The 25,638-nt window shown below is 51.5% G+C and carries 21 protein-coding genes and 1 tRNA gene; 5 read left to right on the forward strand and 17 right to left on the reverse strand.

Annotated features, from left to right (window positions below; all coding sequences use genetic code 11):
• The 3 genes from T496_RS0109305 to T496_RS0109315 form a co-directional block, all read left to right on the forward strand.
• A partial coding sequence (locus tag T496_RS0109305) for an InlB B-repeat-containing protein (RefSeq protein ID WP_027450510.1) occupies positions 1 to 1,037 on the forward strand: 1,037 nt, incomplete at its 5' end.
• 187 nt (positions 1,038 to 1,224) lie between these two features.
• A complete protein-coding gene (locus tag T496_RS0109310) occupies positions 1,225 to 2,415 on the forward strand; it encodes a phosphoribosylaminoimidazolecarboxamide formyltransferase (protein ID WP_027450511.1) in 1,191 nt (396 codons plus the stop codon).
• A gap of 89 nt (positions 2,416 to 2,504) precedes the next feature.
• Complete coding sequence (locus T496_RS0109315) at positions 2,505 to 2,702, forward strand: hypothetical protein (protein WP_027450512.1); 198 nt, start codon at positions 2,505 to 2,507, stop codon at positions 2,700 to 2,702.
• Between the two features lie 385 nt (positions 2,703 to 3,087).
• Here the strand turns inward: T496_RS0109315 and T496_RS0109320 are convergent, their stop codons facing one another.
• The 5 genes from T496_RS0109320 to T496_RS0109340 all read right to left on the reverse strand — a co-directional run bounded on the left by T496_RS0109320 (position 3,088) and on the right by T496_RS0109340 (position 9,213).
• Positions 3,088 to 5,100 carry a hypothetical protein gene (locus T496_RS0109320; RefSeq protein ID WP_044111007.1) on the reverse strand — a complete coding sequence of 671 codons (2,013 nt, stop codon included), beginning with the start codon at positions 5,098 to 5,100 and terminating at the stop codon, positions 3,088 to 3,090.
• Between the two features lie 6 nt (positions 5,101 to 5,106).
• Positions 5,107 to 6,612 (reverse strand): succinate CoA transferase, encoded by a 1,506-nt coding sequence (locus T496_RS0109325; RefSeq protein WP_027450514.1) that lies wholly within the window; start codon positions 6,610 to 6,612, stop codon positions 5,107 to 5,109.
• A 73-nt stretch (positions 6,613 to 6,685) separates the two neighbouring features.
• Positions 6,686 to 7,159 carry a C-GCAxxG-C-C family protein gene (locus T496_RS0109330; protein WP_027450515.1) on the reverse strand — a complete coding sequence of 158 codons (474 nt, stop codon included), beginning with the start codon at positions 7,157 to 7,159 and terminating at the stop codon, positions 6,686 to 6,688.
• 3 nt (positions 7,160 to 7,162) lie between these two features.
• Positions 7,163 to 8,332 (reverse strand): MalY/PatB family protein, encoded by a 1,170-nt coding sequence (locus tag T496_RS0109335; RefSeq protein ID WP_027450516.1) that lies wholly within the window; start codon positions 8,330 to 8,332, stop codon positions 7,163 to 7,165.
• Between the two features lie 35 nt (positions 8,333 to 8,367).
• Positions 8,368 to 9,213, reverse strand: a complete 846-nt coding sequence (locus tag T496_RS0109340; RefSeq protein WP_027450517.1) for a DUF3737 family protein — start codon at positions 9,211 to 9,213, stop codon at positions 8,368 to 8,370.
• Between the two features lie 212 nt (positions 9,214 to 9,425).
• Here T496_RS0109340 and T496_RS0109345 point away from each other — a divergent pair, with 212 nt between their 5' ends.
• Positions 9,426 to 11,273, forward strand: coding sequence for a 2-oxoacid:acceptor oxidoreductase subunit alpha (locus T496_RS0109345; protein ID WP_027450518.1), 1,848 nt, complete (start codon positions 9,426 to 9,428; stop codon positions 11,271 to 11,273).
• 3 nt (positions 11,274 to 11,276) lie between these two features.
• Positions 11,277 to 12,284: a 2-oxoacid:ferredoxin oxidoreductase subunit beta gene (locus T496_RS0109350; RefSeq protein ID WP_027450519.1), complete on the forward strand. Its 1,008-nt coding sequence runs from the start codon at positions 11,277 to 11,279 to the stop codon at positions 12,282 to 12,284.
• A gap of 80 nt (positions 12,285 to 12,364) precedes the next feature.
• Here the strand turns inward: T496_RS0109350 and T496_RS0109355 are convergent, their stop codons facing one another.
• The 12 genes from T496_RS0109355 to T496_RS0109410 form a co-directional block, all read right to left on the reverse strand.
• Positions 12,365 to 15,196 carry a M16 family metallopeptidase gene (locus T496_RS0109355; protein ID WP_027450520.1) on the reverse strand — a complete coding sequence of 944 codons (2,832 nt, stop codon included), beginning with the start codon at positions 15,194 to 15,196 and terminating at the stop codon, positions 12,365 to 12,367.
• 93 nt (positions 15,197 to 15,289) lie between these two features.
• Complete coding sequence (locus T496_RS0109360) at positions 15,290 to 16,882, reverse strand: RluA family pseudouridine synthase (protein ID WP_027450521.1); 1,593 nt, start codon at positions 16,880 to 16,882, stop codon at positions 15,290 to 15,292.
• A 6-nt stretch (positions 16,883 to 16,888) separates the two neighbouring features.
• The gene (locus T496_RS0109365; protein WP_027450522.1) at positions 16,889 to 17,584 is read right to left on the reverse strand and encodes an SIR2 family NAD-dependent protein deacylase; all 696 of its coding nucleotides are present in this window, start codon (positions 17,582 to 17,584) and stop codon (positions 16,889 to 16,891) included.
• Between the two features lie 20 nt (positions 17,585 to 17,604).
• Positions 17,605 to 17,675: transfer RNA gene (locus T496_RS0109370), tRNA-Gln, on the reverse strand.
• Positions 17,676 to 17,768: 93 nt separating this feature from the next.
• Positions 17,769 to 19,091 (reverse strand): TolC family protein, encoded by a 1,323-nt coding sequence (locus tag T496_RS0109375; protein WP_231478035.1) that lies wholly within the window; start codon positions 19,089 to 19,091, stop codon positions 17,769 to 17,771.
• A 12-nt stretch (positions 19,092 to 19,103) separates the two neighbouring features.
• Entirely contained in the window at positions 19,104 to 20,222 is a 1,119-nt protein-coding gene (locus tag T496_RS0109380) for an efflux RND transporter periplasmic adaptor subunit (RefSeq protein ID WP_027450524.1), read from the reverse strand.
• A 21-nt stretch (positions 20,223 to 20,243) separates the two neighbouring features.
• Positions 20,244 to 21,485: an ABC transporter permease gene (locus T496_RS0109385; protein WP_027450525.1), complete on the reverse strand. Its 1,242-nt coding sequence runs from the start codon at positions 21,483 to 21,485 to the stop codon at positions 20,244 to 20,246.
• A 6-nt stretch (positions 21,486 to 21,491) separates the two neighbouring features.
• A complete protein-coding gene (locus T496_RS0109390) occupies positions 21,492 to 22,730 on the reverse strand; it encodes an ABC transporter permease (RefSeq protein ID WP_027450526.1) in 1,239 nt (412 codons plus the stop codon).
• Positions 22,714 to 23,373 (reverse strand): ABC transporter ATP-binding protein, encoded by a 660-nt coding sequence (locus T496_RS0109395; RefSeq protein ID WP_027450527.1) that lies wholly within the window; start codon positions 23,371 to 23,373, stop codon positions 22,714 to 22,716. Before T496_RS0109395 ends, T496_RS0109390 begins: the two co-directional genes overlap by 17 nt.
• 84 nt (positions 23,374 to 23,457) lie before the next feature.
• A complete protein-coding gene (locus T496_RS0109400) occupies positions 23,458 to 23,817 on the reverse strand; it encodes a GntR family transcriptional regulator (RefSeq protein ID WP_027450528.1) in 360 nt (119 codons plus the stop codon).
• Entirely contained in the window at positions 23,814 to 24,692 is an 879-nt protein-coding gene (locus tag T496_RS0109405; protein ID WP_027450529.1) for a hypothetical protein, read from the reverse strand. Before T496_RS0109405 ends, T496_RS0109400 begins: the two co-directional genes overlap by 4 nt.
• 19 nt (positions 24,693 to 24,711) lie before the next feature.
• Positions 24,712 to 25,530 carry an ABC transporter ATP-binding protein gene (locus T496_RS0109410; protein ID WP_027450530.1) on the reverse strand — a complete coding sequence of 273 codons (819 nt, stop codon included), beginning with the start codon at positions 25,528 to 25,530 and terminating at the stop codon, positions 24,712 to 24,714.
• Between the last annotated feature and the right edge of the window lie 108 nt (positions 25,531 to 25,638).

The raw sequence follows: 25,638 nt of genomic DNA on the forward strand, positions 1-25,638 counted from the left end.
TGAACGCTCCTATCCGCGAGGGATATACCTTCGCCGGATGGACTGGTACGGGACTCAACGAGGCAACGACATCGGTGATTATTGCCACGGGTAGTACGGAGAACCGAAGCTATAATGCTACGTGGACTGTCAATCAGTACACCATAACATTTACTGCCAATGGTGAGACTATTAAGACTGAAGCGCTGGACTTTGGTGCTACCATTACTGCACCCGAGGCTCCAGACAAGGAAGGCCACACCTTCAAAGGATGGAATCCAGAACTGACGGTAGGTGCAACAATGCCCGCACACGATGTGACCTACGACGCTGTATACACAGCCAACAAATACAAGGTGACATGGGTTGTTGACGGACAGGAAAGCGAGAACGAGGTAACCTATGCGACCTCCATAACCAAGCCAACCGATCCGGTTAAGGAAGGCTACACCTTCACTGGGTGGACACCAGAGATTCCTGATTCGATGCCTGCATCTAACCTGACATTCACGGCTCAGTTTACAGTCAACCAGTACGCCGTGACATTCACGGCAGATGGCGTAACCATCAAAACAGATTCTCTAGACTATGGCTCTGTTATCACACCACCAACTGCCCCCGAGAAGGAAGGCCACACCTTTACTGGTTGGAATCCGACATTGGCAGAAGGTACTACCGTTCCTGCTCATGACGTAACCTACGATGCCGTTTACACGGTCAATAAATACAACGTTATCTATATAGTGAACGGACAAGAGTGGGCACGTGACCCAGTGGAATATGGCGCAACTATCGTACTACGCCAATACACAGCCGAGGAAGGTTACACCTTCAACGGATGGGTGAGCGACCAGGAATACAAGACGATGCCTGCTCATGACATCACCTACACCGCCGACATCACTTCGGGCATTGAGAAAATCTTTGCCGGATGTAAGTACGTGACTGTCTATACGCTTAATGGCACACTGGTTTCTCGTCAGATGCCTCTACAGCAGGTACTGAAACTACCAAGCGGTCTATACATTATCAACACGAAGAGACTATTTATAAAATAACTTCTTTATAATTGATTGCGCCGGGATGCCTGCTTTCCTTTTTATGGAAGCGGGCATCCTTTCGTTTCTGAGGAAGATATAAAATGAAGTTAAAGGAAAAATAAAAATGAAGGATACAGGAGTATAATTTGCAAAAAATGAGTACCTTTGCAGTCAGAAAAGGTATTATTTTCTCTTTTTATAAGGTATGAAAGAATTGGCATTGAAGTACGGATGCAATCCGAATCAGAAGCCATCGCGCATTTACATGCAGGATGGCTCAGAGTTACCCATCGAAGTGATTAACGGCCGTCCCGGCTATATCAACCTGCTTGACGCATTTAACTCTTGGCAGCTGGTGAAGGAGCTGAAAGCTGCTACTGGACTGGCAGCTGCTGCCTCGTTCAAGCATGTATCGCCTGCCGGTGCAGCTGTAGGTCTGCCCCTGAGCGACACACTGAAGCACATCTATTTCGTTGACGACATCAAGGGACTCGATGAGTCGCCCATCGCTTGTGCTTATGCACGTGCACGTGGTGCCGACCGTATGTCGTCTTACGGTGACTTCATCGCCCTGAGCGACACTTGTGATGCAACGACTGCACTGATCATCAAGCGCGAGGTGAGCGACGGTGTAATCGCACCCGACTATACTCCCGAGGCACTCGAGATTCTGAAGGACAAGCGCAAGGGTACTTATAATGTGATTAAGATAGACCCCGCCTACACACCCGCACCTATCGAGACCAAGCAGGTGTTTGGCGTTACCTTTGAACAGGGACGCAATGAGATTCGCTTGGACGATCCCGCTCTGTTTGAGAATATCCCCACAGCCAACAAGACATTCACTGAGGAAGCTCGTCGCGACCTGATTATTGCCCTCATCACCCTGAAGTACACACAGTCAAACTCTGTTTGCTACGTAAAGGATGGTCAGGCCATCGGTATCGGTGCCGGACAGCAGAGCCGTATCCACTGCACCCGTCTGGCCGGACAGAAGGCCGACATCTGGTGGCTGCGTCAGCATCCGAAGGTGATGAACTTGCCTTTCAAGGAGGGTATCCGTCGTGCCGACCGCGACAACACCATCGATGTGTATATCTCTGAGGAGGAGCACGACGATGTGCTGCGCGATGGCGCTTGGCAGCAGTTCTTCACCGAGAAGCCCGAGGTGCTGACCCTGCAGGAGAAGCACGAGTGGATTGCCAAGAACACCAAGGTGGCTCTGGGCTCTGATGCCTTCTTCCCCTTCGGCGACAATATTGAGCGTGCCCACAAGAGCGGTGTAGAGTTCATCGCTCAGGCCGGTGGCTCGGTGCGCGACGACCATGTTATCATGACGTGCGACAAGTACGGCATCGCCATGACCTTCACTGGCGTTCGCTTGTTCCACCATTAAAATTAAACAAAATAGAAGACTCTCCCCCGACCCCTCCCTGTGAGGGAGGGGAGTGGTTAGATATCTAATCAAACAAAAAACGAATAGTTATGGGTAGAGAGGATGATTTTCAGTCTATACTGGAGAATGGCATTTCTTTTGGCCGTGGTGGAGAACGCAAGGACCCCAATGAGGGTAAGGTGAAGACCAAGGCCAAAAAGAAAAAGTACATCACCGGTGCGCACGGCAGTGGCTCGGCCCGTCAGAAGGCAAAGTACCGCGAGCAGCGTGCCAACCGAAAGCATTAAGCGTGACGCCTTGTCGCAAACAGGGCAACGCACATCACAATAAGGATAGCCATCAGCGTGACTGGTGGCTATCCTTGTTTTATATTGGTGCTATCACCATCTGATAGCGTTCCTTTTGCAGTCTAATAGTGCTTGTCTTGTGATTCAAAAGTGGCACTATTGACATGTAATAGTGCCACTTTTGCTCCTGATCTAGACTCTAGAATGGCGTGTTCTAGAGTTTAGATCGCACTATTCTAGAGTCTAGAAATGTGTATTCTAGACTCTAGAGCGAAGATGAAACCATAAGTATTGTGTTTTAATAGGGGCGCAATGGTGCCTCAAAAGGGCTGCTGTCTTATGCTGATAGTGGCCCTTTCAGGGGACTGTAGGCATGCAGTTTTTGTTAGAAGCGGTAGTGAAGTTGCAACGAGAGGTCGGTGGTGCTGGAGTGGGGAATCTCTTGCAGTCCTGAGCCGATGGTCGCACGGTCGAAATAGTTGGTGAAACCAAGTCGGGCGGTGAGATGCAGCTGGGGCGTGACGGCGGTGCGTGCTAACAGCATGAGGTGCATGCCTTGGCCGTAGTACATGGGAAACGAGAAGTCGTAGCGCATCTGGCGCTCGTAGAGATAAAGCCTGCTGTCGTAGTCGTCGGTGCGAAAGAGCGCAGCAGTGGCGCATAACAGGTGCTTTTTGGTCTGGTAGGTGCCTTGCTGACTCCACATGATGCCACGACTCGTGGTTGGAGACGACATCTGTGCCATATCCAACTGACTTTTCAGCGAGAGTCGTTCCGAGTATCGATAGGTGGCGGCAAGACGTCCACGCTGTTCTCTGACGGGCACCAACGCCGTCTGCTCGTCGTTGTCCTGCTGGCGGAAGCGGGCACGCAGGCGTCCGCTGAGGTCCCAACGGGCGCGCTGGTAGTTGGCCTGCAGAAAGAGGTCGAGCGCATGCGAGGACGCAGACACGCGGTAGCGGGGCTGCGGGAAATAAGCATAGTCGGCATAAGCCTGAAGTTGCAGGTGGGAAATGGGGCGACAGGTGGCACCCAGGTAAAAACCCTGCTCGTTTTGTATGCGTGAGCCTTCGCTGAAACTGTGCGCATATAGCGACGTGTAGCGATGACTGTAGAACCGATGCAGTGCTGTGATGCTGGTGCCGCTGCGCGACTGAAGACTCAGTGCATGGATGGTGGCCAGGGCACCTTCCTGACTGATGGCTGTCTCGCCGCGAACGGTCCAGCGGTGATGGTCGTAGCCATAGTACAGGCTGGCGTTGAAAAATCGCTCACCATGCGGGTAGTAGCGGCGGAAAGGTTGGCTGCGATCCGGGCGCAGGGCGCGATCGGTTTCGGTATAGATGGCCGTGGCTCCCATACGGAAGGCAGCAGCATGAAAGGCAGTTGTGGCGCCAAAGGCCGTGAGGTGCGTGTTGTATTTCTTCTGCATCTCGTTAGGGGTGCGATGATAGCCGCTGTAGATAAGTGTTTTGGCGCTACCGTCGTCGTTGAGTGTGGCGTCAACGCCTCGGTACGAGGCAAAGACCGTCACCGACAGCGGTTTGCTGAGGCTGATGTTGGCAGCCGCTCCCTGGAAGTACCCCTGCTCGGAGCGCGAACTGTGCGGGCGTAGGCCTTGAGAGAGTCGGCCCAGCGACTGCAGCGTGATGGTCTTTCCCATCGAGAACCCGTTGTTCAGTACCAGTCCCATGCCGGCAGAGAGCTTATACTTCCCGACGATGGCCGTGGCGACAGGTCCCAGGTCGTTAACCTGTAGGTAGTAGGAGTAGGCGTCATATCCCCACCGGTTTCTGTCGGTGAAAAAGGGCTCGCCAGCATCCTGCGCCCCGATGATGCCCGCCCGCAGCTTCTTGCCGTAGTCCAGCTCGTAGCGCAGCGAGTGCCGGTATTGATAGCCCAGATAGCCGTTGTCGTCGCCCTTGCGGTTGTAGAATGGTATGTTGGCCGTGGCCGTGAGCGCTTGGCGCAGCACGACGGGGGGGCGCATGGTCTCCGGCGGCGTGTATTCGCCCACATAGACGAAGTAGGGCAGCAGTGAAAGTTGCTGATAGCTCAAAGAGCGCACCATGCGCAGTTCGCCCAGGGAGCGCACAGGACGATAGCGGTCCAGATACTCTATGATATCCATGACCTGCTGGCGCGACAGAAACGGCAACTGTTCCAGTTCGCTGCGTGTCGTGGCGTTGAGGTTGACAGGGTGGTCGGCCAACTGCTGCAGCAGTTCCAGGTCAGCCTCGGTCAGCGTGGCACCCTCGTCGTCGGTATAGTCCTCCAGCAACTGATGGTACGCCTGGTACCAGTCGGTGGCCCCCGTATTGGTCTGTGCAGAAACACTGATGGCTACTAATCCTACGAACAGGAATAGCAGCCATCGTTGTGTGCGCTGATGTCGCATCAGTATTTATTTTACGTATTCTGAGAAATCGGTCAGGTGCATGTCGCCCTTGCGAGCCAGGGTGTCGTGCATGGCAAAGGCAGCCGTGAGGTTGTGGCAGGTCTGTCCCTTCTTTGAAATCTTCAGGTAGTCCCACAGCAACTGCTTGTAGTCGGGGTGTGCACAGTTCTCGATGATGCACTCGGCACGCTGAGCGGGGCTCTTGCCGCGCAGGTCGGCCACACCCTGTTCGGTGACGATGATGTTGACGTCGTGCTCGGAAGAGTCCTGGTGACTGACGAAGGGCACGATGCTTGAGATGACACCACCCTTAGCCACAGAAGGACAGGTGAAGATAGAGAGGTAGGCATTGCGGATGAAGTCGCCGCTGCCACCAATGCCGTTCATCATCTTGACACCGCTGATGTGCGTTGAGTTGACATTGCCATAGAGGTCGGCCTCGATGGCTGTGTTGATCGCGATGACGCCCAGTCGGCGGATGACCTCGGGCGAATTAGATATCTCGCTCTGACGCAGCGTAAGGTGCTGCTTCATGTAGTCCATATTGTCGTAAACCTGCATCAGACACTCGTTGCTGACGGTGAGCGAGCAGGCCGAAGCATCCTTCACACGACCGTTGAGCATCATCTCGATGACAGAGTTCTGAATCACCTCGGTATAGATGTTGAAGTTGGGCACGTGCTTATCCTCGCCCAGCGCACCCAGGATAGCGTTGGCCGTAGAGCCTACACCGCTCTGCAGGGGCAGGAACTCCTTGGGAATGCGACCCTTGTGCATCTCTTCAACCAGGAACTCGGCTGTCAGGAAGCCAATCTTCTCGGTCACAGGATCTGAATCCTTAAAGGCACGGGCCTCGTCGGGGATGTTACATTCTACGACACCCACCACCTTGTCCTTGGGGATAGAGACGTAGGGCACACCAATGCGGTCGCTGACCTTGGTGATCATGATGGGCTGACGGTAGGGGGGATCCAATGGCTCATAGACGTCGTGGATGAACTTGGCGTTGGGATTGTGGAAGCTGTTCAGCTCCAGGATGACGTGCTTAGCCAGACGGGCTGCAGTAGGACTGATACCACCGGCTGCGGTGAGATAGACATGGTAGTCGTTGCCACACTCCTCGATGTCGCAGACCTCGAGAATAGCCCAGTCAATGTCACCATAGAAACCATAGCGAAGCTCCTGTGCCATGTGGCTGAGGTGCAGGTCGTTGTAGGGAATCTCACCTTGGTTCACGTGCTTGCGGAAGTCGGGGTTGGTGGTGTAGGGGGCACGATACTTGATGGCCTGTGCGTTGGCCATATCGCCATCGGTGCTCTGACCGGTAGATGCACCCGTAAAAATACCTACCTTGAACTCGCGACCAGCCTCATGTTCGGCTACAGCAATCTTTGCCAACTCCTTGGTTGTTGCCTTTGCCACACCTGCAGGCGTAAAGCCGCTCATGGCAATATTCTCTCCATTTTTTATCAGTGCTGCAGCTTCAGCAGCAGTCATGCGTGTATAAGCCATATATAGGGATTTGATAATTTTGCGTGCAAAAGTACAAAATTATTCTGAAATAACGAATGATTTGTAAGAAAAATCATTGTTTTGCTTCCAAATAGTCAGCAAATATATGGGCAGCAGATATAATTTGATTCACACAGGGGCGTGTCTTGTAATATTCGGCAGTGCGCTCGGAGGCCACATAGGTGAGCGGTGCGTCTTTCTTGAGTTTCAGCAGTTCGGCACAAATGAGCGAACCATGGGCCTCGCGGAAGCGCTCGGCCAACTGTTGCACCACTTTATAATTATAGGACTTACCTTCGCGGTCGCCGGGAGTCACCGACCCGCAGTCCAATCCGGCCAGCAATGCCAGTGCATTGAAGGCACCACAAGACATGCGTAGGCGACCGATGCCGGCACCAAAGCCTGCGCTCATGCGCAGTGCTTGTTCTTCGGTGTAGCCATAGAGGTCGGCAAAGGCGGCTACAACCGACTGCGAGCAGTTGAACCCTTGCATGAAGAGTTCTTCTGCTCGCCGTATACGTTGTTCTCTGTCAATAAGAATACTCATAACCTACTCCTTGATTCTTTCCAAAGCCTCTTTAAGTAAAGCCTGCGGACAGGCAATGTTCACGCGGATGTAGCCTTCGCCACTCTGCGGACCATACATGGTGCCGGGGTTGACCCATACGTGATAGTCGCGCAACAGGTGGTCGGTATAGGCCTGGGCCGTCATGCCCGTAGCGGTGATGTCTATCCACAACAGGTAGGTGCCCTGCAACTGGCTGACCTTCCAGTGGGGAAGGTGCTCTTTGGCATAATCGCACAGCATCTGGTAGTTTGACCACAGGTAGTCGTTGAGCTCGTCGATCCAGTCCTCGCTATCATTATAGGCAGCTTTTAGGGCCACAGGACCGAAGGGGTTCAGGTCGCACACCTCGTTGATGTTGACCGCACGGTCCAGACGGCGGCGCCACTCGGGTTGAGCGCAGATGATGTTGGCTGCCTGCAGACCAGCAATGTTGAACGACTTAGACGGTGAGTTCAGCGTAACGCTGTTCTGGCGACAGGCCTCGCTGACAGCCGCGAAGGGCAGAAAGCGATGACCGGGCATGACCAGTTCACAGTGTATCTCGTCGCTCACCACCTTGACACCATGTTTCATGCAGATGTCGTTCATGCGGGTCAGCTCCTCTTTGGTCCAGACGCGACCGGTGGGGTTGTGAGGGTTGCAAAGCAGGAATACGGTGGTCTTCTCGTCGGCGCACTTTGCTTCGAAATCGCTCCAGTCCACCTCAAACGTGTGGCCCACCGGACTGAGAATGCTCTCGAGAACCTCGCAGCCGTTGTTGCGGATGCTAGAGAAGAAACAGTTGTAGTCGGGCGAGAGGATCAACACCTTCTCGCCAGGCATGGTCAAGGCCTTGATGGCTACCGACATGGCAGGGACGACTCCCGTGGTGTAGATAATCTCTTCGCGGCGGATGTCCCACTGATGACGGCGCTTGAACCAGGAGATGACGGCATCGTAATAGTCGTCCTCGACCACGGTGTAGCCATAGACACCATGCTGGGCGCGCTTGATGACTGCCTCCTGAATGGCAGGGGCAGCCTTGAAGTCCATATCGGCCACCCAGAGGGGGATGATATCTTCGCCACCAACGGACAGCGGACGGGGCTCGTCCCACTTCACACAGCCCGTATGGCGGCGCGTGACTATCTCATCGAAATTGTATTTGGACATGTTCTTCTCTTTCTTTATGAATAGATGATGATACTTTATTTTCTTGTTTCAATCACGCAGTTGGCAGGCTGCTTGATGTTCTTGTCGATGGTGATGCTACCGATAGAGTCGGCAATGATGTGGCCGCTGGTGGGGTTCTTGATGTTCTCAATATGTCCCTTGATGTCGGCCTCCATGCAGCTATATTCAAAGACGCGGTCGCAGTCGGGTGCGAAGGTGCAGTTCTCCAGTACCAGCTGGTCGGCATAGCACAGCAGCTGTTCGCCAGCCAGGTGACAGTTGACCAGGCGTACGTTCTTAGAATGCCAAGCCAGATACTCACCATCGAGCACAGAGTCGTAGATGGTCACGTTCTCGCACTCCCAGAAAGAGTCTTTAGTTACGATATTGGCGTTGTGTATCTCTACGTTCTTACAGTATTGGAATACGTACTTCGAGTCGCTCTTCAGTCCGTCGATCTTCACGTTCTCACAGAACATGAAAGGATAGGTGCCGTCGTGCAGCTCCAGGTTGCGTGCCTCAATGTTGCGACACTTCCAGAATGTCTCGTCGGCATCGTTGATAACCACATTCTCCAGATACATGTCGTGCATCTCGCGGAACATCTTCGGTCCGTCTATACGCGTGTCGCGCATGTCCATATTATCACTATACCACAATGCAGAACGTGCACCGGCATCAAACTGACAGCGGTTAATCTTGAAACCGTGAACATGCCAGAAGGGGTATTTGCCCCAGAAATGACAATCCTCGGCTTCAATGTTTGAACACTCCTTTATGGCGCTCTCGCCTTCTCCAATTGTTACCTGTTCCAATCTTACGTCGTGAACCTCGAATAGCGGACGCTCACCTTCAAAATGTTGATTCTTGATAGTTTCCATTATATCCCTTTTCTTATTCTTATTTTAGCGGCACAAAGGTACAAAGAAATCCCGATATGGGGAAATCAACTAACAATTATTAGCAATTTGTAAGTAAAAAGTGATTTTTTATTCATTTTTGTGCATTTTTTGCATGAAAGTTTTGATAATTCGATAAATATTCCGAAATTTGCACCCAAAATTAAACTTACTTTGTATAATTATTTAAAAATATGGCTGAAAATTTGGAAGTGAAAGCACTCGATCAGGTGGTCGTGCGCTTCTCTGGAGACTCTGGCGACGGTATGCAGTTGGCCGGAAACATTTTTTCTACTGTCAGTGCCACTGTAGGCAATGGCATCTCAACATTCCCCGACTATCCTGCTGATATCCGCGCCCCGCAAGGTTCGCTGACTGGCGTATCTGGTTTCCAGGTGCACATCGGTGCTGGTAAGGTTTACACACCTGGTGACAAGTGCGACGTGCTCGTGGCCATGAACGCTGCCGCACTGAAGACACAGTATCGCTATGCTAAGCCCGGTGCTACGATTATCATCGACACAGACTCTTTCGGACCCAAGGATTTGGAAAAGGCTCAGTTTGCTACTGAAGACTATCTGGGCGAGATGGGTATCGATGCCGACCGCGTGGTGGCTTGTCCGATGACACAGATGGTGAAGGACTGTCTGGCCGACAGCGGTATGGACAACAAGGCCATGTTGAAGTGCCGTAACATGTTTGCACTGGGACTGGTTTGCTGGCTCTTCGATCGCGATCTGAACCTCGTTGCAAACTTCCTGCGCGAGAAGTTCGCCAAGAAGCCTGCCATTGCCGAGGCAAACATCAAGGTGATTCAGGCCGGTTGGGACTACGGTCACAACACCCACTCAAGTGCTATCAATGTTTATCGCGTAGAGACCAAGGAGAAGACCCCCGGTCGCTATATGGACATCACCGGTAACAAGGCTACGGCTTATGGTTTCATCGCCGCTGCCGAGAAGGCAGGACTGAGACTGTATCTGGGTTCTTATCCCATCACACCTGCCACCGACGTGCTGCACGAGTTGTCAAAGCATAAGTCTTGTGGCGTGATCACCGTGCAGTGTGAGGATGAGATCAGTGGATGTGCCTCTGCTCTTGGTGCCTCTTTCGCTGGTGCACTGGGTGTGACATCAACCTCTGGACCTGGCGTCTGCCTGAAGAGCGAGGCTATGAACCTGGCTGTCATCATGGAGCTGCCACTGGTGGTGCTCGATGTACAGCGTGGTGGTCCTGCTACGGGTCTTCCTACGAAGTCAGAGCAGACCGACCTGCTGCAGGCCCTCTTCGGTCGTAACGGTGAGAGCCCCATGCCTGTCATGGCTGCCACCAGTCCTACCGACTGCTTCGACGCTGCCTACCAGGCTTGTAAGATAGCATTGGAGCACATGACTCCTGTGGTGCTGCTCACCGATGCATTTGTGGCCAACGGCTCAGGTGCTTTCAAGTTGCCCGACATCACAAAGCTTGATGCCATCAATCCTCCTTACGTTCCCGAGGAACTGAAGGGTAAGTGGACACCATATATGCGTGCAGAGAATGGAACCCGCTACTGGGCTGTGCCTGGTCGTGAGGGCTTCGCTCATATCTTGGGTGGACTGGAGAAGGACTCTAACACGGGTGCTATCTCAACAAATCCTGAGAACCACGACCTGATGACTCGTCTGCGTCAGCAGAAGATTGACAATATCCAGGTGCCCGACCTCGAGGTAAGTGGCGACGCAGAAGATGCCGACCTGCTCATCGTAGGCTTCGGTTCTACCTATGGTCATCTGCATTCAGCCATGGACGAGTTACGCCAGAAGGGCTATAAGGTTGCTCAGACTCACTTCAAGTATCTGAACCCGCTGCCAAAGAACACGGCTGCCGTACTTACTAAATATAAGAAGGTGGTTGTGGCTGAGCAGAACATGGGACAGCTGGCTGGCTACCTGCGCATGAAGGTAGATGGCTTCGTGCCCTATCAGTTCAATCAGGTGAAGGGTCAGCCATTCGTTGTAGAAGAGTTAGTTAACGCATTCGAGGAGATTATTAGAAAGTAAAGCATTATGAGTTATACAGCACAAGATTTTAAGAAAGGCCAGCCTCGTTGGTGCCCTGGTTGCGGCGACCACTTCTTCCTGGCTTCACTCCATAAGGCTATGGCCGAGATTGGCGTAGCCCCCGAGAACGTAGCAGTGATTTCTGGTATCGGTTGCTCTAGTCGTCTGCCTCACTACATGGCAACCTACGGCATGAACACCATCCACGGTCGTGCTGCTGCCATCGCTACCGGTGCTAAGGTGGCTAACCCCAACCTGACCGTATGGCAGGTGTCGGGCGATGGCGACGGACTGGCTATCGGTGGTAACCACTTCATCCACGCTAACCGTCGTAACATCGACCTGAACATGATCCTGCTGAACAACCGTATCTACGGTTTGACAAAGGGTCAGTACAGTCCTACCTCACCTCGTGGCTTCGTGTCGAAGTCTAGCCCTTACGGCACGGTGGAGGATCCCTTCCGTCCTGCCGAACTGTGCTTCGGTGCTCGCGGTCACTTCTTTGCCCGTTGCGTCGCTACCGATGCCAAGGGTACCGTAGAGGTGCTGAAGGCTGCCTATGAGCATAAAGGCGCTTCAGTCACAGAGGTTTTGCAGAACTGTGTGATCTTCAACGACCACTGTCATGATGTGGTTTACAACAACGAGGGCCGCAAGAAGAACGCTATCTACGTAAAGCATGGCGAGAAACTGGTGTTCGGTGAGAACAACGAGTTCGGACTGGTGCAGCAGGGCTTTGGCTTGAAAGTTGTAGAGATCGGCAAGGATGGCTACACCATCGACGATGTATTGGTACACGATGCTCACTGCGAGGACAACACCCTGCAGCTGAAGTTGGCCATGATGTCGCCAGAGGATGGATTCCCCATCGCCCTCGGTGTGATTCGCGATGTCGAGGCTCCTACTTACAACGAGGCCGTTCATGCTCAGTTGGCAGAGGTAAGCGCTCAGAAGAAGTATCACAACTTCACCGAGTTGCTGGAGACCAACGATATCTGGGAAGTACGTTAATCGTTCCTGATAGATACAAATGTAAAAGGGGCATCGCTCAACCGAGCGATGCCCCTTCTTTATGGGGTATGTCTAAAAGGTTATTTGGCCTCGGGGGTCATGATAACCTCAACGTGGTTGCCACTGCTCAGGATCTGTTCCTTGATGAACTGGCTGAGCGACTGAGGTGTCAGTGCCTCGATGGTCTTCTTGTAGTCGGTGTGGGTGTCCAGACCGTACTCCTTCCAGGTGCTGATCGTGTTCATCCAGTAGCCATTGTTCTTTGCCATGATATCGGCATTCTTCAGCATGTTCTCCTTCACCTGAGCCAGGTCGTTGGCATCAATCTCCTGAGAAGCCTTCTCGATACCTTCGTGCAGCAACCTGACGGCAATCTCGGCCTTGTCGGGGTTCATGGGACAGTAGGCCTGCAACTGCATGAGTGGCTGGGTGCCGCTGAGTAAGAACTGGCCTGAAGCACCGCAAGAGTAGGCAGCACTCTCTTCTTCGCGGATGGTGCGCAGGTAGAGGATAGACAGGATCTGTCCGGCAGCATCGAGCTTCACCATATTGTCGAGCGTGTAGGGAGCCGTGGCTGTCCATACCTCAACGGCAGTAGCCTTGGGCGAATCGCTCTTCTGTGTAAACTTGTTCACAATCTCTCCGGTGGCGATGGTTCTTACATCCTTGTACTTGTCGGCCTTACCTTTGCCAGGAAGAGCAGCGATGTACTGTTCGATGAAGGGACGAATCTGCTGTTCGTCGAACTTACCCACGATGATGAAAGTAAACTGAGACGCATTCTTGAAACGGTCCTTATGGATATCCAGGATGCGGTCGTAGCTGATGTTCTTCAGGTCCTCTACCTCCAAGTTCTGGAAACGGGGATTGTGGCAGTAGATGGTGTTGGTCAGAGAGTCACTGTAAATGGCATCGGGAGAGAGGTGCTTGTTCTTCAATTGCATCTCCATCTGGGTCATCAGGTTCTGATACTGCTTCTCGTCCTTATTGACGGCGGTGAAGTAGAGATACATCATCTGGAACATGGTCTCCAGATCCTTAGGCGTAGCATGTGCCGTGATATACTGACGTGTCAGTCCAAGAGTGGCATCGGCATTGACGTTCTTACCAGCAAGGGCTTTGCTGAGCTCTGTGCTTGAGAAGTTGCCGAGACCGCTATAGCCGATCACCTGGTCGAATACTTTCAGGTTGGCATAGTCGCTCTCGCCATAGAGTGACCTGCCGCCCATGGCAAATGCCTCGAGTCGAACCTCGTCGTCTTTATAGTCAGTGGGCTTCAGAATGACGGTAGCACCGTTCGAGAGAGTCAGCTCCTTGTAACCCAGGGTCTTGTTCTCTGTCTCTTTCTTAATCTTACCAGCCTTTGGCAACTTGGCCATCAGGGGCTCGTTCTTCACGTTGTCAACATAGGCAACGAGCTCTTCGGCACGAGCCTTAGCCACGGCAGCCTTCATGTCGGCCTCGGTGGGGTAGGTCAGTCCGTCGGCTTCGCGTGCCCACTCCATCACCACGAGGTTCTTGTCGCTGTCGCTGATGAGCTGGGGCAACACCTGATTGACCACCTCAACGGGGATGTTGGGCGCAATCTGGTTGATGATCTGATAGAGTGATTCGATAGAGGGGATAGGTTCGTTCGACAGGTAGTTGTCGCGATAGTCGTCGCCATACTGCGCATTGGTGATCTTGGCGCGGTTGGTGTACTGCTTCTCCAGAGCACTCAGGTAGTCGGCCTTGGCACGCTCGTACTCGGTGGCGGTAAAGCCAAACTTAGCCACACGGCGAGCTTCACGGATCATGGTGTAAAGCGTCTCCATGTCGCGTCCTTCCTTGGGCACACTCATCATCTGGAAGGCTCCCTTGGTTTTTGCCAGCAGATAGTCGTCGTCATCGCCTGCTACCTGCAGGAAAGGACAGTTGGGGTCCTCAGCCAGCTCGCGCATACGAGCATTGAACATCTGAGAGATAACACCCTTGATATATACCTCAAGCAGGTAGTCCATGTTGGCCTTCTCCTCGGGCAGTGTGGCATCGTGTTTCATGAACAGGAGGATGTTGTTCATGCGCATCTCCTTGTCTTTCTCGAAGACGAAGATAGGCTCTTCGTTGTCGGGCACCTGCTCGGCTACTACCTGTGCAGCATTGGCAGCCACCTTGATACCACTGAAGTACTGTTTGATCATAGCCTCGGTATGGTTGACATCGATGTCGCCAACGACGATGATGGCCTGGTTGTCTGGGCGGTACCACTTCTGGTAATAGGCACGAAGTGTGGCAGGCTTGAAGCTGTCGATGACGCTCATCAGTCCGATAGGCATGCGCTCACCATACTTTGAACCCGGATATATCTTTGGCAGTGAACGGGTGATCATGCGCTGTGAGGGACCTTCACCCAGGCGCCATTCGTTGTGAACCACATCGCGTTCCTTGTCAATCTCGTCGGCTTCGAGCGAAAGACCGCATGACCAGTCTTTCAGTATCAGCAAACAAGAGTCGAGGGCTGCCTGGCCTTTAGATGTAGGCACGTTGCAGACACGATAGACGGTCTGGTCGATAGAAGTGTAGGCATTCAGGTCGCTACCAAACTCAACACCCAGCGAACGGGTGAAGTCGATGATGCTCTTGCCGGGCTTGTTGGGGAAGTTCTCCGAGCCGTTGAAAGCCATGTGCTCAAGGAAGTGAGCCAAACCGCGCTGCGTCTCGTCCTCCTGAATAGAACCCACGCGCTGGGCAATGTAGAAGTTGGCTACGTGCTCGGGCCATTCGTTATGACGGATGTAGTAGGTCAGACCGTTGTCCAACTTACCAATTCGTACCTCTGGGTCAACGGGAATGGGGGGCATCTGTTGGGCCACCATTGACACCGCACTGATTATTAGGAACAGTGCACTAATGAATAATTTTCTCATTTTTATTTGTTATTAAATAGTATATTTTTAGCAAAGGTAGGTGTTTTCTTATGAATTGATAGTGATTGATGCTTTTAATTAATGTTTTTTATACGTTGATTAAAAAGGTGCTGGGGCGCAGAAAGTAAGCTCTTCGCCGGTGGTGGGGTGGGTGAATGACAACTTTTCTGCATGCAGATAGAGACGGTCGGAGGCTTTTCCATAGAGATTGTCGCCCAGAATGGGGGCTTGGAGTCCCTGATGATGAGCGCAATGCACGCGCAACTGATGGGTGCGCCCTGTGTGAGGCACCAGTCTCAGACGCACGATGTGTTGGCTCTCTGAGAGCACTTCGTAGGTGGTTAATGCATGCCGACCGTGCTCAAAGTCCACCAACTGGCGTGGACGGTCGTCTATATCTGCGCGTAGAGGTAGGCAAAGTTGCCCTTTACGATGAGTAAAGTGGTTCTTTGACTGTACTAAAGCGATGTATTCCTTATGTGTGGAACGATTGATAAACTGACTCTGCAGATGGTGGTAGGCCTTGAGGGAAAGAGCAGCCACCATGATACCAGACGTGTCCATGTCCAGGCGGTGCACAATGATGGGCCCTTCTGCCTGTGGAAATCTGGTCTTCAGAAGGTCATAGACTGATGTGGCCTCCGTCTTTCCCGGTACCGATAGCATCCCTGCTGGCTTGTTGACCACCACGATGTCTGCATCGGCATAGATGATGTCTAGCGGGGATGTCTTTGCTGATGGCGTCAGCTGTTCTACCTTCAGGCCTTGGAGCATAAACGAAAGGATAGGCTTGCACTTGCCTTGGCAGGCAGGATAGTATTGGCCGTGGTGGCGTATCTCCATCTTTGGCGATGCTCCTTGCCAGAACTCTGCCATGCAAAGCGGACGAAGATGATGCATGAAGGCATACTGTAGCAATCGGGGGGCACAACACTCGCCGGCTCCCGACGGAGGAATGCCTTGTGAGGTTGGTGCAAAGATGTCTAAGAGAGATTGGCGTTCGCCACGTGCATTCAACATGACGAACTGGCTGAACAGCCACTGTTGCAGTGCATCGGAGCGATGCTTGCGTTCTTGTTTTAACTGAGTAATCTGGTCTTCCAAAGGTGAAAGACCGCGTTCGGCTTCTGTGATGCGTTCCTTCCAGCGTGCTTTCAGTCGGCGAAGCTCGGCCTTCTGAAACTGGCTCTCGCGTGTCATTGCCTCTGTTCGTACGGTGGCAGCAGCACGTAAAGCCTTCGCTTTGCGCATCATCTCCTTATAGTCGTTCACCTCTGCATCGGCCTGTTCTTTCAGTCGGGCCACCTCTTGTCGCAGATGCAGAAGCTGATAACTGTTCTCCATGGTGTCCACCTGATGGTTGATGGCAGTGATAGCACTTTCTTCCTGCTTGAAATAACCATCGGGTTGCAGGTAGTCGAAGACGGCTGGCACAAACCAAGGCCAGTCGGCCCTACCGCCTATCTGTCCGCTATAGGCAGCCAGAAAACCCAGTTTTCCTTCTGCATCCTGACACACCAGCACGCCAAACATCTTGCCGGCAGCGATCTCCTCGCACCAGTCATCCTTATCTTTTATATAATCAGCAACCTGTTCCGCAGCCAATAGTGACAGCGGATGAGGCTCATAGTCAAACGGATTGTTCAGTTTGACGGGTGGTTGAAGGGATGTGTTTAGTTGGTGGAACCGCACAGTAAGCTATTTCATCAACAGTTCGCTCAGTTCCTGCATGCCGGCACTTGCTCCTTTCAGAATCTGCTTGACGTTGCTTCCAGCACTCACGGGGTTGGGGTCAATCAGGTAAACAGGAACGTTGGGGCGCACGTAGTGAAGAAGACCTGCTGCGGGATAAACGTTCAGGCTGGTGCCAATGACGATAAAGATGTCGGCACTCATGGCCTCTTCTGCAGCAATGGTGATGTTGGGAACGGCTTCGCCAAAGAAAACAATAAAAGGACGAAGCAGCGATCCATCGCCAGCCTTTGTGCCTGGCTCAATCTCGCAGTTGTCGGGTGTCAGCGTTTGCTGGTAGCGTGGGTCATCTACATCGCGGCTAGAACAAACCTTCATCAGTTCGCCATGCAGGTGGATGACCTTTGTCGAACCAGCCATCTCGTGCAGGTTGTCCACGTTTTGCGTTACCACGGTGACGTCGTACTTCTCTTCCAGTGCAGCTACCAGTCGGTGTCCTTCGTTGGGTTTCACACCCCAACACTTCTTGCGCAGCATGTTGTAGAAGTTCGTCACCAGTGTAGGATCGGCTTCCCAACCCTCGTGTGTGGCTACCTGGGCAACGGGATATTCCTCCCATAAGCCATCAGCATCACGGAATGTGCGGAGACCACTCTCCACAGACATACCGGCACCCGTCAAAACAACGATTTTCTTTTTCATAAGCTTCCTCCTGTATGAAGTTGGACGACTCGGATTCGAACCGGGAATGACAGAACCAAAACCTGTAGTGTTACCATTACACCATCGTCCAAAAAAAATAAAAACAGGCGATTCTTCTTGAAATCGCCTGCAAAGGTAGCGCTTTTTTACGATACTACCAAATTTTATTCAGTTTTTTTACGTCCTACAGGGACAGCTCCTGTCCGCGGTAGAAGAGTATCAAGGCCTGCTGATACAGGTATTCATAACGCGACTGTGTGAGCTCGCTCTCGGCTTTCAGATAGTTGTTCTTAGCTTCGTTGAACTCGGTCAGTGTGGCTTTGCCCTGTTCATACTTTGCCTGTGTCAGTAGGAATGCCGTCTCACTGCTTTGACGTGCCTGATTGCTGCTGCTCAGTTTGCTATTGGCGGCCACCAGATTGTAGTACACTTGTTGTATCTCCTTGTAGAGTGCCTTCTTCGTATTGTCCAACTGCAGTTGCTGGTTGTTGCGCTCCAACTTGGCAGCACGGATATTGTTGCGTGTCTGGAAGCGGTTGAAGATGGGTATGTTTAGACTGAAGCCCAGATACTGGCTGAAGTTATTCTTTATCTGTTTGCTGAATGTCTCGGCAGGGAAGCCCGAAGTCTTGTAGTAGTTAGAGCCAAGACCCGCGCTGAAACTAAGCTGAGGATAGAGTCCTGCTTGTGCTATCTTGATGTTGTTGTCGGTAGAGCGCAGTCGCAGTTGCTGTGCCTGAATCTCGGGTTTGATAGCTAGGGCCTCGGCATAGATGTCGTCAGGTGTGATGGCAACAGGTTCTGCGGTAAGCATTGATACCTGTGGACGTTCCACCATAAAGCCCTCGGGACTATCCAGTTCCAGCAGCTGTGTCATCGACAACAAAGCCAGTTGCAGGTTGTTGTCGGCCTGTGTTGCCGTGAGTTGACTCTGCGAGAGTGTTGCCTTTTGCTGAGCCAGTTCCACCTCGCTGATTTTTCCCACGTTGAGCAGGGCCTGCAGTCGTGCCACCTGAGCAGAGTCGATGGCTATCTGGCGATGGGCCACCTCTGAAAGCTCCAGGTCGTAGAGTATCTGTACGTAAGCCTGTGCCACCTGCATGCGGATGTCGTTGCGTGCTTTCTCTAGGTCCTGTGTGGCGGCCTCGAGGTTCAATTCGTTCAGTCGGATGTTGTTTGGAATCTGGAATCCCGTGAAGAGAGGAATGCTTGTGCCCAACGAGAACGAGGTCGATGACGTGTTCGTGTTGGTGTACGTGTTTTCTGCCGTCAGACCACGACCGAACGAGAAGTTCTGTCCTGCGCTGGCATTCAGGTCTGGCAGGCGCGAGTTGCGGGCAGTGGACAGCTGCAGCTCGTGTTGGCGGCGCTGGTTCTCATACTGTTTTACAGTGATGTTGTGCTCCACCGCATAGTCGCAGCACTGGCGCAGGCTCCATGCCTTTTGGGCATTCATGGGCAGCGACGCAGCGGCGAAGAGTAGAAATGCTATGCTTTTGTTCATCATCTTCATGTCGTTTTATTGTTCTTCAGCAATCAGTTGCGGACCGCGCACCTTCTGTTTGGCGTTGAGTCCTTTCTTGATCTCGATGTTCACACCGTCGCTCAGGCCTGTCACCACAGGCTGGCGCTCGTAGGTCTTCTGCTTGCCCTCACCCTTCACCAAATAAACGAAGGTGCTGTCGCCACTGAACTCGATGGCACTTTCGGGGATAGCCAGCACCTGTTGTGCTTGAGCCAGCACAATCTCAGCATTGGCCGAATAGCCCGAGCGCAAGCTCTGTCCTTCCTCTTTCAGTGAGGGCAGCAGCACGGCAGCCTTTATCTCAAACTGGTTAGCACCATTGCTCTCTGTTGCCTTTGGCGAGATATACTCCAGTGTGGCGTCGAGCTGCATATCCTGCAGAGCACCGATGGTGATCTTCATGGGGATGCCGATAGAGAGCAGGCCCACCTCGGTCTCGTCGATGTTGCCACGGAAGATCAGATCTTTCATGTTAGCCACCGTAGCGATGGTTGTACCATCGTTGAACGTGTTAGAGTTGATGACCGAGTTACCCACCTTTACGGGGATGTCGAGGATGATGCCGCTGATGGTTGAGCGAATCAGCGTTGACGATGCCGAGGCATTCGACTTTGACACACCATCGCGTACCACCTGCAATGCGTCGATGGCAGCAGCATTCTCTTCCTGTGCCTGTTTCAGTTGTTGACGACTTTTCTCAAACTCTTCGTCGCTCACCAGTTTCTGGTTGTGCAGTGACTGTGTGCGTGAGAAATCCTTCTCCACCTGTTTCAGGTTAATGTCAGCCAGACGCACACGGCTCTCGGCACTAGACAGCTGGCCCATGTCGGGTATCACCTTTACTTTGGCAATCACCTCGCCTTGCTGTACATAGTCGCCAGGCTCTTTCATCAGTTCAGCAATGATGCCGCTGATCTGAGGCTTCACGCTCACCTCGTTGCGTGGTTCTATCTTACCAGTGATGATCGTTGTCTTCTTCAGGTCGGTTGTTTCAGGTGTAAACTCTGTGTAAACCACCTCTTTGGGTTGGCTTTTCTGCCACAGGAACACAAAGGTTCCGATGAATATCAGTGCGATGATGCTCGCAATGATGAGTTTCATGTACTTTTTCATAATCTTTATGTTTTATTGTTTTTATTCGTCTCTCATTGCATCTACGGGTTTGATGCTCATGGCACGTGCTGCAGGAGCGATACCTGCTAATACGCCCATCATGGCGATAGCCAAGGCAGCCATGATGGCTGTCCAGAAGTCCACCTGGAAGTGGGCACTCACAATACCGTCTTCCGTATTGCCCATCTCTAGCATTTGCAGGATAAACACGGCAAAGAGAATGCCGCTCATACCTGCCACCAGCGTCAGCACGATACTCTCTGCCACAATTTGCGACAGGATCATTCTGGGTGTGGCACCAATGGCGCGACGTATTCCTATCTCTATGGTGCGTTCGCGCACGGTCACCAGCATGATGTTCGAAACGCCGATGGCACCGGCCAGCAGTGTGCCCAGTCCCACGAGCCATATCAGGAAGTTGACACCGCGAAACAGTGAGTCCAGCATTTGGAACAGCACCTCGGTGTTGAACACCATGATGGCCTGTTCATCGTTGGCATCGATGGTATGTGCTCTTCCCAGAGCCTCGCGGATACGCGGGATGATGGAAGTCATCACCACGCCTGGTCGTCCTGTGACGGCAATCATGTCCACCGTGTTACCGCGGTTATAGACCTGTTGCATCTGGGTGATAGGCAACAGCAGTTTTGAACCGTCGCTACCCGTCATGCCTCCCGATGTGTTATAGTCCACACCAATCACCTGGTAGTAGATAGAGTCCACGCGGATGAACTTTCCGCAGGGGTTGCCACCGCCAGGGAACAGTTCCTTGTATATCTTCTTGCCAATGACGCACACCTTGCGCTTCTGGGCGATGTCCATGTCGTTCAGAAAGCGTCCGTAGAACATCTTCGGACTGTTGAAGAACTGATATTCAGGTAGCACACCGTTCACGTCGATAGAAGTTTTTCTGTCGGCATAATAGGCCGAACCACCATTGCCGTAGAGTATGGGCGAGATTACGTCGAGTTCTGGCACGCGCTGGCGCAGTCGCTCGGTGTCTCTGTATTCCATATTCCAGTAGCGTCCTTTGCGGAAACCCTTGTATGCTTTCGACGTTGGCTGAGCCCATACAAGAGCTGAGTTTGTGGCAAACCCTTCAAAGTTAGAGTTCAGCAGTTCCTTCAGTCCTTGTCCTCCGCCTATCAGCGATACCAGCATGAACACACCCCAGAAGATGCCGAAGCCAGTCAGCAGCGAACGACTCTTGTTGCGGGTCAGAGTGTCAAGGATTTCACGATAGTTGTCTAAGTCTATTCTCATAAGTTCTTAATCTGCTCTAAGTGCTTCAATAGGTCTGGTCTTTGCAGCCTTCAGTGCAGGAATCAGTCCTGCAATGGTGCCGGCAATTATCATCACCATGGTTGCCTCGATACAAATGTCGATGCCCACGGTAGGGTTGATGAACATGGACGCCTTAAACAGTCCGGCATCTACCTTCGTATGTCCTATTGTGGCATCCATATATTCGCAGGTGGCCACGCCCAGAACCATGCCGATATAGCCAAAGAAGGTCGTGATGATGATACTCTCGGTGATGATCAGTTTCAGGATTGCCCACGGCTTGGCGCCGATGGCCTTTCGGATGCCAAACTCGTGTGTACGTTCCTTCACGGTGATCAGCATGATGTTCGAAACACCCACGATGCCGCTCAGCAACGTAAACAAGCCTACAATCCACAGAGCCATCCTCATGATGCCGATAGCTTTGTTCATCTGCATGTTCTGCATGTGTCTGTTCCAGAGCCAGATGGCACCTTCGTCTTCAGGGTGTACCATGTGGTTTGCATTCAGGCGCTTGCGGTATTTCTTCTCAAAAGCCTCGTTATCGTTCTCGGTGTCCAGTCCATGGAACGTAAACTCAATGTTGCCGGCATCACTACTGTTGGTGCCAAAGATACCCTTGATGGCCGTGTATGATGAGAAGATATAGGGCTGTCCGTTTTCTTGTTCCTTGTAGAGGCCTACAATCTTAAACGAGAAATTTCCCAAGTTGATATTGTCACCCAGTTTGGCTTCCAACTCTTTGGCTTGCTTTTCGCTGATCACCAGCACCTTTCTCTTCTCGCGGATGTCGATGGTGTTGATGAATCGACCCTGCGTCATGTCCACTTTGTCAATGCGGATATGGTTTGGGTACACACCCATGACCTGTGGGTACAGGTACTGAGAACCATGACTCACCAGTGGGCTCACGCGATATTGAGCGCCGACCTCGTCGATAGTCTCGTTGAACTCCTTGTCGGTGGTGACAATATCGCGTTGCTGCAGTTGAATCATGCGTCCCTCCTTCATGCCTTGATACGGTTTCGACGTCCAGCCGCCGAAAGCCACCATCGAGTTCGACAGGAAACGGTTGGTTTGCAGCAGTTGTGCATTGATCAGTCCGTTGCCTGCACCCAACAGCACAATCAGCATGAAGATGCCCCATGCCACTGCGAAACCTGTCAGGCCGGTGCGCAGCTTGTTGCGTTGCACCGTTTGCCAAATCTCATTCAATAACTCCATCCTTGATTCTAATGATTCGGTTGGTTTGTTGTGCCACGCCAGGGTCGTGCGTCACAATGACCTGCGTGATATGTTCCTCCTTGTTCAGGTTCTTCAGCAGTTCCATCACCTCTACGCTGGTCTTCGAGTCCAGTGCACCCGTAGGTTCATCGGCCAGGATAATCTTCGGGTTTGTGATCAGCGCACGTGCAATGGCCACGCGCTGTTTCTGTCCGCCCGAGAGCTCGTTGGGGTAGTGTTCTGCCCAATCCAGTAGTCCCAGCTTCTCCAGATATTCCAAGGCCAGCTGGTGGCGTTTCTTCCTGCTCACACCCTGATAGAACAGGGGCAGCTCTACGTTCTCTACCGCCGTCTTGAAGTTGATCAGGTTGAACGACTGGAAGATAAATCCAATCATGTGGTTACGATACTCTGCGGCTTTTCTCTCCGACAGGTTCCAGATGCGTGTGCCTGCTAGTTCATAGATTCCCGAGTCGTAGTTGTCCAAGATACCTAATATATTTAATAAGGTGGACTTACCCGAGCCGCTAGCTCCCATGATGCTGACAAACTCGCCTGCTTCGATGTCGAGATTTATGCCCTTCAGTACATGCAATGGCTGTGCGCCGAAATAGGTTTTGTTGATGTTCTCTAAGTGTATCATTCGATTCTTTATAATATTCGTTATAATGATATGACGTCATAACGAAATATCGTTTTTATTTTTTTTTCTTAGACGCACGCAATGTCAGGTTTGTTGCATATCATACGCCTCTTTAACATCTTCTAACGTTATACCCAGCAGTTGCATCTGTCGGAACAGTTCCGGAAGTTGTTCTTTCATAAACACGTGCTTGCGCTCTTTCATAATTTGTTTCTTCGCCCCTTTAGTCACAAAGTAGCCCAGTCCCCTTTTATTATATATAATGTTCGCACGTGCCAATTCATCATAGGCCCTCACGGCGGTGTTGGTGTTCACCTCCAGCAGTACAGCGTACTCACGCACCGATGGGATGCGGTCGTCGTCCTTGTACTTGTCGGCCAGTATCTCGTCACATAGCCTATCGGCCATCTGCAAGAAAATTGGTTTATCAGAATTAAAAATCATACGTTCAGCCATTTATTGTTTATCACCTGTATGCGGCAGAAGATCTTATACGAAGCCCAGTAGTGAGCTGCGATGACAAACCAGCCGCCCAGCAAAGCGAAATAGAAGCGGAGATTATAAATTGTACGATAGGTGTAAAAAGTTTTACCGTTAGATAGTTGATACATCTTGTCCTGTTGATACTCTAAGAAGTGATAATCTATTTTGTCCAGTCCCGTCTGTTTGATGATTATCGCCAGCAGAATCGTGGCAATGATAATAATAGCACTCGTTGGCAGGAACTGGAGACGACGGAACAGCGTACCGCCTACGATGTAGAGAGAATGGTAATAGAACATCCAGGTTGCAACTAACAATAATTTCTGCCATTCAAGATCATCTGAGAGGAAATCCACATATAAAGGAACGCCCCACACTATGACACGTCCAGTAATGGCATCTGTCAAGATGCGCAGTGCATCTGCCGCAATGATAGATACAATGGTGATAACGGCCATCAGAACGACAGAGTGAAGCAGACTGATGATATATTTCTCACAATTCGACACAGGCCAGAGCAAATAAGCAGATCGCTTGCGTGTATCCTTCATCTGCGAAAACAGAGAGCTGGCACCAAAGAGCATGGCAATATAAAAGAATATCATGAAGAAAGGTGTTGTGTCTTTCACAACAGTAGAATATTGGGAAATCAATTCTTCTCCTTGATAGAATTCCACCATCGCTGAATATCTCATACTTGCCACACGCGTAAAGAACAAGTTAGCAAAGAACAAGATCAACGTGTAGATGCCAAAGATGCGAATCCACGCCTTTTGTGATACGAGGAAGTGACACTTCAGTGCCTGACCAAATCTTTTTATATTGAAGTTTTCCATTTTTCTATTCGGTTTTTAGTTAAAACTTTGCTTGGGTAATACAGTTAAACAATAGTTCAAGGTTGACCTGCGTCTCAGCATCTCCCTCTTTGCGCTTAGCAACGACGGCATTACCCTGAAGCGTAGGTTCGGCATAGAGCACATCGGCATCCATCTGCTGGGGTGTGCGATATTCAAAGACATACTTCTCTTCTATCTCCTGCATAGATGCATTCAGCAGCACGCTGCGCTGGTCGAGAATCAAGACGTGGTCGAGCAACTGTTCTACATCGTGTACCTGGTGGGTAGAGATAATCACCGTACGGTCGTCTGTCATGTGCTGTGCAATCACTTTGCGGAACTGCGACTTAGAAGGGATGTCAAGCCCGTTGGTCGGCTCGTCCATCAACAGATACTGCGTATTGGTAGCTATTGCAAAGGCAATGTAGGCTTTCTTGCGCTGTCCCATTGAGAGTTTTCCCAGATGCACATCCTCGGGCAATTCAAAGTCAGCCAGACAGCCCTTCAAAATCTCTTCTGAGAATTGGGGATAGAATGGCTTGTAGAGCTTCACATACTCAGAGAGATGGATTGCAGGGAGTTCAAACTCCTCAGTAACCAAGAAGATACGGCTCAACATCTCTGCCTGTCGCTTGTAGGTGGCAATACCATCGCAACTCACGCTACCCGCAGTGGGGCGCAACAAGCCAGAAAGTAGGTAGAGCAAGGTTGATTTACCAGTACCGTTCTTGCCAAGAAGACCATAGATACGATTTTCCTCCAGCGTCAAACTGAAGTTGTCAAATACCAGATGCTTCTGTCTGGCATAATTAAAGTTAATGTTGTTTACGTTGATCATACTTATTTTATAACTTAAAAACACTTCAGTAATAGTGTACCAGTTTAATAGTACACCGCAAAAGTAGATGTTTTGATGTTACCAACCAAATATTTGGCCGATTATTTT

Source organism: Xylanibacter brevis P6B11 (assembly GCF_000621825.1).
In the GTDB taxonomy this organism is placed as follows: domain Bacteria; phylum Bacteroidota; class Bacteroidia; order Bacteroidales; family Bacteroidaceae; genus Prevotella; species Prevotella brevis.

Coding starts and splice junctions, on each gene's coding strand:
- T496_RS0109310 (WP_027450511.1), top strand. CDS start 1,225: ATGAAAGAATTGGCATTGAAGTACGGATGCAATCCGAATCAGAAGCCA.
- T496_RS0109315 (WP_027450512.1), top strand. CDS start 2,505: ATGGGTAGAGAGGATGATTTTCAGTCTATACTGGAGAATGGCATTTCT.
- T496_RS0109320 (WP_044111007.1), bottom strand. CDS start 5,100: ATGCGACATCAGCGCACACAACGATGGCTGCTATTCCTGTTCGTAGGA.
- T496_RS0109325 (WP_027450514.1), bottom strand. CDS start 6,612: ATGGCTTATACACGCATGACTGCTGCTGAAGCTGCAGCACTGATAAAA.
- T496_RS0109330 (WP_027450515.1), bottom strand. CDS start 7,159: ATGAGTATTCTTATTGACAGAGAACAACGTATACGGCGAGCAGAAGAA.
- T496_RS0109335 (WP_027450516.1), bottom strand. CDS start 8,332: ATGTCCAAATACAATTTCGATGAGATAGTCACGCGCCGCCATACGGGC.
- T496_RS0109340 (WP_027450517.1), bottom strand. CDS start 9,213: ATGGAAACTATCAAGAATCAACATTTTGAAGGTGAGCGTCCGCTATTC.
- T496_RS0109345 (WP_027450518.1), top strand. CDS start 9,426: ATGGCTGAAAATTTGGAAGTGAAAGCACTCGATCAGGTGGTCGTGCGC.
- T496_RS0109365 (WP_027450522.1), bottom strand. CDS start 17,584: ATGAAAAAGAAAATCGTTGTTTTGACGGGTGCCGGTATGTCTGTGGAG.
- T496_RS0109375 (WP_231478035.1), bottom strand. CDS start 19,091: ATGATGAACAAAAGCATAGCATTTCTACTCTTCGCCGCTGCGTCGCTG.
- T496_RS0109380 (WP_027450524.1), bottom strand. CDS start 20,222: ATGAAAAAGTACATGAAACTCATCATTGCGAGCATCATCGCACTGATA.
- T496_RS0109385 (WP_027450525.1), bottom strand. CDS start 21,485: ATGAGAATAGACTTAGACAACTATCGTGAAATCCTTGACACTCTGACC.
- T496_RS0109390 (WP_027450526.1), bottom strand. CDS start 22,730: ATGGAGTTATTGAATGAGATTTGGCAAACGGTGCAACGCAACAAGCTG.
- T496_RS0109395 (WP_027450527.1), bottom strand. CDS start 23,373: ATGATACACTTAGAGAACATCAACAAAACCTATTTCGGCGCACAGCCA.
- T496_RS0109400 (WP_027450528.1), bottom strand. CDS start 23,817: ATGATTTTTAATTCTGATAAACCAATTTTCTTGCAGATGGCCGATAGG.
- T496_RS0109405 (WP_027450529.1), bottom strand. CDS start 24,692: ATGGAAAACTTCAATATAAAAAGATTTGGTCAGGCACTGAAGTGTCAC.
- T496_RS0109410 (WP_027450530.1), bottom strand. CDS start 25,530: ATGATCAACGTAAACAACATTAACTTTAATTATGCCAGACAGAAGCAT.